The 7203-nt window shown below is 67.6% G+C and carries 9 protein-coding genes; 7 read left to right on the forward strand and 2 right to left on the reverse strand.

Annotated elements, in window-relative coordinates; all coding sequences use genetic code 11:
* The coding region (locus tag AB0F17_RS66065; RefSeq protein ID WP_358047723.1) for a hypothetical protein at positions 1-226 on the forward strand (226 nt) is incomplete at its 5' end.
* A 630-nt stretch (positions 227-856) separates the two neighbouring features.
* Here AB0F17_RS66065 and AB0F17_RS66070 read toward each other — a convergent pair.
* Together AB0F17_RS66070 and AB0F17_RS66075 are read right to left on the reverse strand one after the other, a co-directional pair.
* A complete protein-coding gene (locus AB0F17_RS66070) occupies positions 857-1324 on the reverse strand; it encodes a hypothetical protein (RefSeq protein WP_358047725.1) in 468 nt (155 codons plus the stop codon).
* 348 nt (positions 1325-1672) lie between these two features.
* Positions 1673-2431, reverse strand: coding sequence for a GntR family transcriptional regulator (locus tag AB0F17_RS66075; RefSeq protein WP_358047727.1), 759 nt, complete (start codon positions 2429-2431; stop codon positions 1673-1675).
* A 211-nt stretch (positions 2432-2642) separates the two neighbouring features.
* On the opposite strand from AB0F17_RS66075, the gene AB0F17_RS66080 reads away from it, so the two are divergent.
* The 6 genes from AB0F17_RS66080 to AB0F17_RS66105 form a co-directional block, all read left to right on the forward strand.
* The gene (locus tag AB0F17_RS66080; protein WP_358047729.1) at positions 2643-3014 is read left to right on the forward strand and encodes a hypothetical protein; all 372 of its coding nucleotides are present in this window, start codon (positions 2643-2645) and stop codon (positions 3012-3014) included.
* A 4-nt stretch (positions 3015-3018) separates the two neighbouring features.
* Positions 3019-3222 carry a hypothetical protein gene (locus AB0F17_RS66085; RefSeq protein WP_358047731.1) on the forward strand — a complete coding sequence of 68 codons (204 nt, stop codon included), beginning with the start codon at positions 3019-3021 and terminating at the stop codon, positions 3220-3222.
* A gap of 322 nt (positions 3223-3544) precedes the next feature.
* On the forward strand, positions 3545-4087 hold the full coding sequence (locus tag AB0F17_RS66090; protein ID WP_358047733.1) for a hypothetical protein: 543 nt from the start codon (positions 3545-3547) through the stop codon (positions 4085-4087).
* Entirely contained in the window at positions 4084-4299 is a 216-nt protein-coding gene (locus AB0F17_RS66095) for a hypothetical protein (RefSeq protein WP_358047735.1), read from the forward strand. The genes AB0F17_RS66090 and AB0F17_RS66095 overlap by 4 nt, the downstream gene beginning before the upstream one ends.
* Before the next feature lie 77 nt (positions 4300-4376).
* Positions 4377-5828 carry a hypothetical protein gene (locus tag AB0F17_RS66100; RefSeq protein WP_358047736.1) on the forward strand — a complete coding sequence of 484 codons (1452 nt, stop codon included), beginning with the start codon at positions 4377-4379 and terminating at the stop codon, positions 5826-5828.
* Positions 5829-5999: 171 nt separating this feature from the next.
* The coding region (locus AB0F17_RS66105) for a hypothetical protein (protein WP_358047738.1) at positions 6000-7203 on the forward strand (1204 nt) is incomplete at its 3' end.

Here is a 7203-nt window from a genome sequence, read left to right on the forward strand (position 1 = left end):
CCAAGCCACCGTCACCCGAACGCCTGGCGGACGGGCCCGGCCAGACCGAGCCGACATCATTAGCGTGGCCGGCGCGCAGCTGCTCGCCGAGCGGGGTCCATCCCGGCGTCGGAAGGTCCGTCGACGCGTTCGCCGCTTCGGCAACGGCCGCGGCTTCATCTCCGTCAACAACGGGGCCACGTTCGGGCTGCAGCTCGCCCGCGCGCTCACGCCCCTTACTAAGTAAAGGCGGGAGTGGGGGCGGTCCCCGTATCGCAGATACCTTGGTCCATTCCGCAAGATCGGGTCGGCCAGTGCATTGAGATGCATAGGTCCATGCGCGCGGCGCTCTTCCTCCTTCAAGGGGCTGGGCGCCGAGTGATCCATCCCGTACGTCCTGGTCTCCGACCCTGCGGGCCAGGTTCTGAGGGTCAAGCCCGTCTTCGCGTGTACGTCCGCCACAGGCCCCTTCCAGGCGCGCCCAGGACCCAACCAGACACAGACGGGCTTGATCCTCAGGTTCTGGTCTGCATGCCCTTGTGGCAGGACGTGCGGGATGGATCACGAGGTCCCAGACCCGCACACACGTCGGTGATGCCAGTCCGGCACCGCGCCCCCCTCCATCCCGGTTTCCTGCCTGCCCGGCGAGGGCTGCTTGTCCATCCACCAACCCCGTTCACGGCCTGGCCGTGGCCGGCGGCGGGGGCGGGGCCCCTCTGGGGTGCCCGGGCCGCCGGCCACGAGCCTGGCCGCAGACCAGGGCTTGTTATATGCGCCATAACCCGCCGCACATACCGGAGCAACGCTTTGACCTGGGGAAACGGAAAGGCCCCCACCGTTGCCGGTGAGGGCCTGGTGCTCGTGGTGGTGCTGCCTGTCAGCCTGCTCGTTCAACCTCGCTGTCGGGGTGCGCGCTGCAGGCGAAGACCTGGCCCTGGTCGCTGCGACCGACCGGCCGCATCGTCCGCGGTTCGGCCTGGCAGACCACGCAGGCGATGCCGTCGCGCTGCTGGTCGGTCAAGAGCTGGCTGTCGTACTGCTTCATGTCGGCCTCCTTGGCCTGGGTGACGAGCTGGGCGGCTCGGGCCTTGCTGATGCCGACTCGCTCGGCGAGCTTGCTGTAGCTGCGGTCGTCGTCGCTGGCGTAGAGCTGGGCTGCTGTGGTGGCGCGCATCAGGGTCAACTGCTCGCGCAACGCCTGGACGTGGTCGCCGAGAGCCGTCACGCGCCGGAACGCGCGGTCCAGGTCTCGATCGTTGGTGACGGCGTTGACCGCGCGCTGGTAGGCCAGGTCGAACGCCGTCAGCAAGCCTGCGAGCTTCTTGTCCTCGATGCCGTCCGTCATGAGAACAGCGTACGTCTAGAGGTAGTAGACGTCTAGTAGGCATAGACGCTCATAGAGATATAGACGGTTATGGCATGTAGACGTGTAGAGCATCTAGACACGTGATATGAGATCACATAAGCAAGATCAAACTGAGTGCTAAGGTATCGTCACCGCGCCGCGCCGATACGGGCAAAAGACCAGGCACGGCGGGCGGCGGCCGGGACCGGCCCCCAGGCCGCATGCCCGGCCGATCGTCCCGCCAGGCGGCGCCTTGATCTACATAAGAACAATTCGGCAACTGCGGTCGGACATAAGAAAGGCCCGACCTGGCGGGGTCGGGCCTGAAGGTGTGAGACCGCCTGCGCGTCAGGTGAGATCCCATCCGTACTCCAGCGTCCACTGGTGAGTCGGCATCACGTGGAAGGTGACCTCGACGGCCCGGCCGGTCGCGGTCCAGCCGGTGTGCACGATCTCGTACACACGCTGGTCCTCGGTCATCTGAAGGTAGGCCGCTTCCTCGTTGGTCGGTGGGCGCACAGTGACGCGCTCCGTCACCTTCACCTGCTGGTGCCCCAGCTCGGCTAGCCGCGAGATGATGCCACCAGGCCCGGTGTCCTCCTGCTCAATCGCCGTCCCCGCTGCGATGTCGAGCGGGATGTACGACGTGGCGACCTGGAGGGGTGTGTCGTCGGCGCCCATGTGTCGGACTCGCGCCACGGCGGAAGGCTCGTCGGCCGCGACGCCCAGAACGTCGGCCACTGAGGCCGGCGGCGTCACGCGCTCAATGCGGACCTCGACGCGAGGTTCCCGACCAAGGGCCTTTACCTCTACGTCGAACGCGCCGCGACCGCGCTCGCGATGGCTGGTGGCGTAGCGCGCCTGTGCATTGCGCACGATCGGCGGTAGCTCCCTCACAAGCGTTCCCCTTCCTCGGATGGCCCTGACGAGTCCTTCGGCCTCCAGGACCTTCAGGGCGTTGTTGACGGTCGGCCGAGTGACCCCAAGGTCGCGCGCCAGGTCATCTTCTTTCGGCAATACGGAACCAGCCAGGTAGTCGCCTGCGGCGATGCGCTGGCGGATCACGTCAGCGACCTGGCGGAACTGGCTTCGGGTCGTGATGCTCATACCTCAACCCTACCGCCTAGGCGGTACGTGACACCTAACTTGTTTGTTACACGTGTCACGTGTTGACAAGGCGTCTGGTCGGGTGTCTACTGGTTGCAGGTGACACGTATCACGTGCCATCTGGGAATAGGGCCGAGCGTGCCCACCGACCAGGGGAGGAACCCGGATGTTCTCGAACTTCAAGATTGACCAGGCTGCAACTTTCGCGGGTGTGGCCTTTTTGTCGTCCGAGCCGAAGACCAAGTTCAACCCGGTCAAGGGTGCGCCTCGGGAGCAGATGAAGACGGAGGACGGCACCCCGAAGTGGGAGGTGCAGGTGATCGCGATGTTCCGCACGTCTTTCGGGACCGTGCAGAACGAGGTCTTGAAGGTGGGCGTCACCTCGCACACGCAGCCTGGCCAGGGCCTCAACCCGTACACGCCGATCGAGCTGAGCCAGTTCGAGGTGGGCGTGATGGAGAAGACGAAGAAGAACCCGGAGACCGGTGAGGAGCGGGTGATCGGCCTCCAGGTTTGGTACCGCTGCGCGGACCTTCGCCCGATCGCCGCTTCCGCCGCCAAGCGCGGCGACCAGGCCGCGTAGTCCGATGACTGAGGCCGAGTGCGCCGTGTGCCACCAGACCTGGTGGCTGATGCCTGGCGAGTGCGCGGTGTCGACCTGCCCGGCCTGTCAGGCCAAGCACGAGCGCGACCGGAAGGCCGCCGAGAAGGCCAGGCGGCGGGAGTTGCGGGACGCGGCGCGCTTCGGCGTCAGCACGGCGAACGGCAAGAGCACCAGGATCCGCCGGTAAAAGGCCGGCGGACTCAGTGATCCGGGGCGCGCACCCGGCAAAAGATGACGCGCCCCGGGTCCTCGTGAAGAGGAGATCCCAGCATGGCACAGAAGCCGTGGCCCGCAGGGGCCAGCCAGGGCGCGACGAAGCCGATCTACACCTGCCCCGGCTGCGGTGCGCAGAGTTCGTCCCCGATCAACCACAACCACTCCAGGCGGTGAAGCTGCGGCGGCTCTTCCGTCTCGCGTTCCGGATGCCGGGTCGCCGCTGTTCTCGCTGCAAGGGCTGGCTGTACGTCAGCAACGGCAAGTGCCCGAAGTGCGACTGAAAGGAAGATCAGATGGCACCGAGACAGAGCGTGGTCCACGAGGACCGCAGTCCGTACGAGACGGAAGCCCAGTTCCGGGAGCGGACCGGCAGATCGGCATGGAAGCGGGTGCCCGCCACTGAGGCGCGCCTGCGGAACTCCCGACTGAGGGAGGTCCAGAAGAACGGCGGCAGGCCCCTCAAGGCCGCCAACTTCGAGCCGAAGCGAGTCCGCAAGGCGAAGCGCAAGGTCCTGATCAGGGGCTACGTCGGCAACAAGATGGCTGACGTGAAAATCGAGCTGGCCGACCGGTCGGAGTTCTTCCGGAACCTGCGCCTGGTCAAGCTGCAGCGTCGGAAGATCGCTCAGGAGATGCATGTCCTGGCTGACCGGCTGCGCGCCCTGCAGCGCGAGGTGGCCAGCATCGAGCACCGCGTGCCGACCGTGGACCTGGCGCTCGTCGACGAGACGCGCGAGCTCGTGGGCGACGCCCTCAAGGCTGCTGCGGCTGCCGCCGACGAGTTCTTCGTCTTCTCCCGTCAGCGCATCTACTACGTGAAGGATCTGGCCGCATGACCAGCACATACCTGGGGTCTCGCGTCGACGACATTGACGCCCAGATGGACCGCGTCGCCTCGCTCATCGACTCGGCCGGTCGCATCGACCGGGAGCTGGCGGCCGGGCTGGGGTGCAACGCCTCGATGGCGTCCGTGCAGGTCCGCATCGACACGGCGCTGGCGAACACCGAGAGCCTGCTGAAGGCCGTTCGGGCCGCGACCAAGAAATAGCTCGCCGGGGGAGCCACTCCGCCACCTACGCGTGCCGGTGGCTCCCCCTTTCCATGCCCTGAATGAGGTGGTTGACCATGCTGAAGCTCCTTGACTGGGTGTTCTCTATCGTTGGCCGGATCCTGGTGTGGCTGGTCAGGCAGCTCGTGCGGCTGATCGCGTGGCTGTCGGTTCAGGCGGTGCTGCACCCGCGCTCCTCCGCCACGACGGCGGCCGCCGCCGCGAGTGCGCTCTACCTGGGCTGGCAGCTCTGCGCGACGATCGCCGGTGGTGCGCTGGTGTCGCTGTCGGTATGGAAGGCCGCCCACCCGGCCAGCTTCAGCTCTACGGTGGCCACCTGGACGCGCACCTGGTGGCACCGCTGGTGGATCTACCGCCGTCAGTGGGCCCTGGCGTTGACCCGGTGTGACCTGGTCGTGCAGGCCGGGTCTGCGGTGGTGCTGCCGAAGCTGAAGAAGGTGCGGTCGACGCCGTGGTGGGATCACCTGAGCATCGAGATGCCGGTCGGGCAGTCGGCCGCGCGCTACCAGCGTGAAGAGGCGGCTGACGCGTTGCGCCTGGCGTTCAAGGCTCACCGCATCGTCGTGCGGCAGGGCCCGCCGCGGCTGGTGGAGGTCGCGCTGATGCGGCGTGACCCGCTGTTGGCCACGGTGCCGGCCACTACGATCCCCGCGAGCGTGGCGGAGATCGACTGGCGGCGGATCCCGGTCGGCGTGGATGAGTTCGGCCAGCCCTACACGGTCTCGCTGCTGGGCGGGCACACCGTGGTGGCGGGCTCGACTGGTGGCGGCAAAGCCTCGCTGGGGTGGAACGTGCTGCGGGCTGTGGCCCCTGCCATCGTGGCCGGGCTGGTGCGGCCGGTCGGGATCGACCCCAAGCTGATAGAGCTGTCCAGAGCGCTGACGCTCTTCGGGCTTGGCGACTACGTCGGCCTGGGCAGTGGCGAGACTGAGACGGAGCTGGCTGAGGCGACGCTGGCCTTCGTCGAGGGCCTGGTCGACGAGATGATGGCGGCCAAGAAGGCGGCGGCAGCGGCCGGGGTCAGTGACTTCTACCCGACCAAGGAACGGCCGCTGACGCTGATCCTCATCGATGAGCTCGCGCCGCTGCTGAGTACCTGGCCGCGCCGGATCCACGACAAGATCGAGGACCTGTTACGGCTGCTGCTTCAGCAGGGTCGCGCGGTGGGCTTCATTGTCGTCGGGGCGATCCAGGAGCCGACCAAGGATCAGTTCAAGGTCCGCGACCTGTTCACCCGCCGCCTGGCGCTTCGACTGCCCACGCCCACCTACACGGACGCCGCCCTGATCGATGACGCCGTGAAGTTCGGCGCGCTGTGCCACGAGATCCCCGAGAGCCTGCCCGGCACGCTGTTCAGTCTCCAGGACGGGGCGCGCTCGACCCTCAAGGCGCGGCTCGGCTTCGTTCAGGACGACGACATCGCCGAGCTGGTGGAGTACGTCCAGTCGGCCGCGAACGTGATCGACCTGGCGGCCCGGATCGACGACAAGGCCGCAGTTGCTGCGTGACTCTTCGGCGAGTCGGCGTGACGCCCATGGTCATCTTGCGCCATGGTGGCTCGCTGAAGACCACGTAAAAAGCGAGAAGCCCGGTGCTGATACACCGGGCCCTCTAGTGGTCCGCTCCTCTGAGCCAGGAACGGAACCAACGTCGTGCACAGCGTAACCCACGCTGGCCCCTTGATGGAGGCCCCCCCGACGCCTCTTGGCGTGTCGGACTTCCCGCCGTTGTGGGCGCCGCGTTTCCCCAGCCCCGAAGGTCTCGACCTCGCCGCGCGGATGTTCGACGCCCGTCCGGCCTGGAAGGGTGAGGAAGGCCCGCGGCCGCGTGTTGTCATAAGTGCCGGCGCTTTCGCCATCGAGGCGCCAGATCTTGCCCGGCGTGAACGCCGCTACGAGCGTGCGCTGAAGGCCCGCCAGCTCGACGTGGACGTCATCGCCTCCTACCTGGCCCGTGGTGAGAAGGTCCCCGAGCGGGTGCCCTGCCGTGAAATCACCGGCTGGTCGCGCAAGTCGCGGGCGAACATGGTCCGCGCGCTGTGTGAGCTGGACTACCGGCCCATGCTCGACGACCCGAGTCGGCTCCCGGCGCTGGTGACGCTGACCTACCCCGGAGACTGGCGGGCGGTTGCGCCCAACGGCAAGGCGGTCAAGCAGCATCTCGACGCCTTGAGGAAGCGCTACTGGCGCTCGTTCGGCCGGTACGCGCCTTGCCCCGACCCTGGCGGCCCGGGTCACCGCGACCACCCTGAAGACGATGTCTGCTGGCACGGCGACGACTTGGTCGCGGTCTGGAAACTGGAGTTCCAGCATCGCGGCGCGCCGCACTTCCACCTGCTCATGGTGCCGCCGCACCGACTGGCGCGGTATCCCGAACCTCGAGCGCGTAAGTCGGCTCGGGTAGGTGCCGGCCTTCCCTTCAAGGAGTGGCTGAGCGCGGTGTGGGCCGACATCGTCGGCGCCGATGACGAGCTGGTGGTCGACGACAAGGGCCGGACCGCGCGTCAGCGGCACCGAGAGGCCGGGACCGGCGTCGACTTCGCCGAGGGGCTGAAGGCCTACGACCCCAAGCGGGTCGCGGTGTACTTCACGAAGCACGGCTCGTTCGCGGCCAAGGAGTACCAGAACTGCGTGCCGGAGGAGTGGCGCGAACCAGGCCAGGGACCGGGGCGGTTCTGGGGCTACTGGAAGCTACGCCGTCGCACCTCGGCCGTGGAGGTCACGCCCGAGCACGCCGTCCAGGCCGCGCGCATCGCTCGCCGCTGGGCTCGCGCTCAGGGCACCACCCGCCAAGCCACCGTCACCCGAACGCCTGGCGGACGGGCCCGGCCAGACCGAGCCGACATCATTAGCGTGGCCGGCGCGCAGCTGCTCGCCGAGCGGG

The sequence above is a fragment of the Nonomuraea sp. NPDC026600 genome (genome assembly GCF_040638335.1).
GTDB lineage: Bacteria > Actinomycetota > Actinomycetes > Streptosporangiales > Streptosporangiaceae > Nonomuraea.

Bases quoted from the DNA above. Each gene is read 5' to 3' on its own strand.
- AB0F17_RS66070 (WP_358047725.1), bottom strand. From the start codon at position 1,324: ATGACGGACGGCATCGAGGACAAGAAGCTCGCAGGCTTGCTGACGGCG.
- AB0F17_RS66075 (WP_358047727.1), bottom strand. From the start codon at position 2,431: ATGAGCATCACGACCCGAAGCCAGTTCCGCCAGGTCGCTGACGTGATC.
- AB0F17_RS66085 (WP_358047731.1), top strand. From the start codon at position 3,019: ATGACTGAGGCCGAGTGCGCCGTGTGCCACCAGACCTGGTGGCTGATG.
- AB0F17_RS66090 (WP_358047733.1), top strand. From the start codon at position 3,545: ATGGCACCGAGACAGAGCGTGGTCCACGAGGACCGCAGTCCGTACGAG.
- AB0F17_RS66095 (WP_358047735.1), top strand. From the start codon at position 4,084: ATGACCAGCACATACCTGGGGTCTCGCGTCGACGACATTGACGCCCAG.
- AB0F17_RS66100 (WP_358047736.1), top strand. From the start codon at position 4,377: ATGCTGAAGCTCCTTGACTGGGTGTTCTCTATCGTTGGCCGGATCCTG.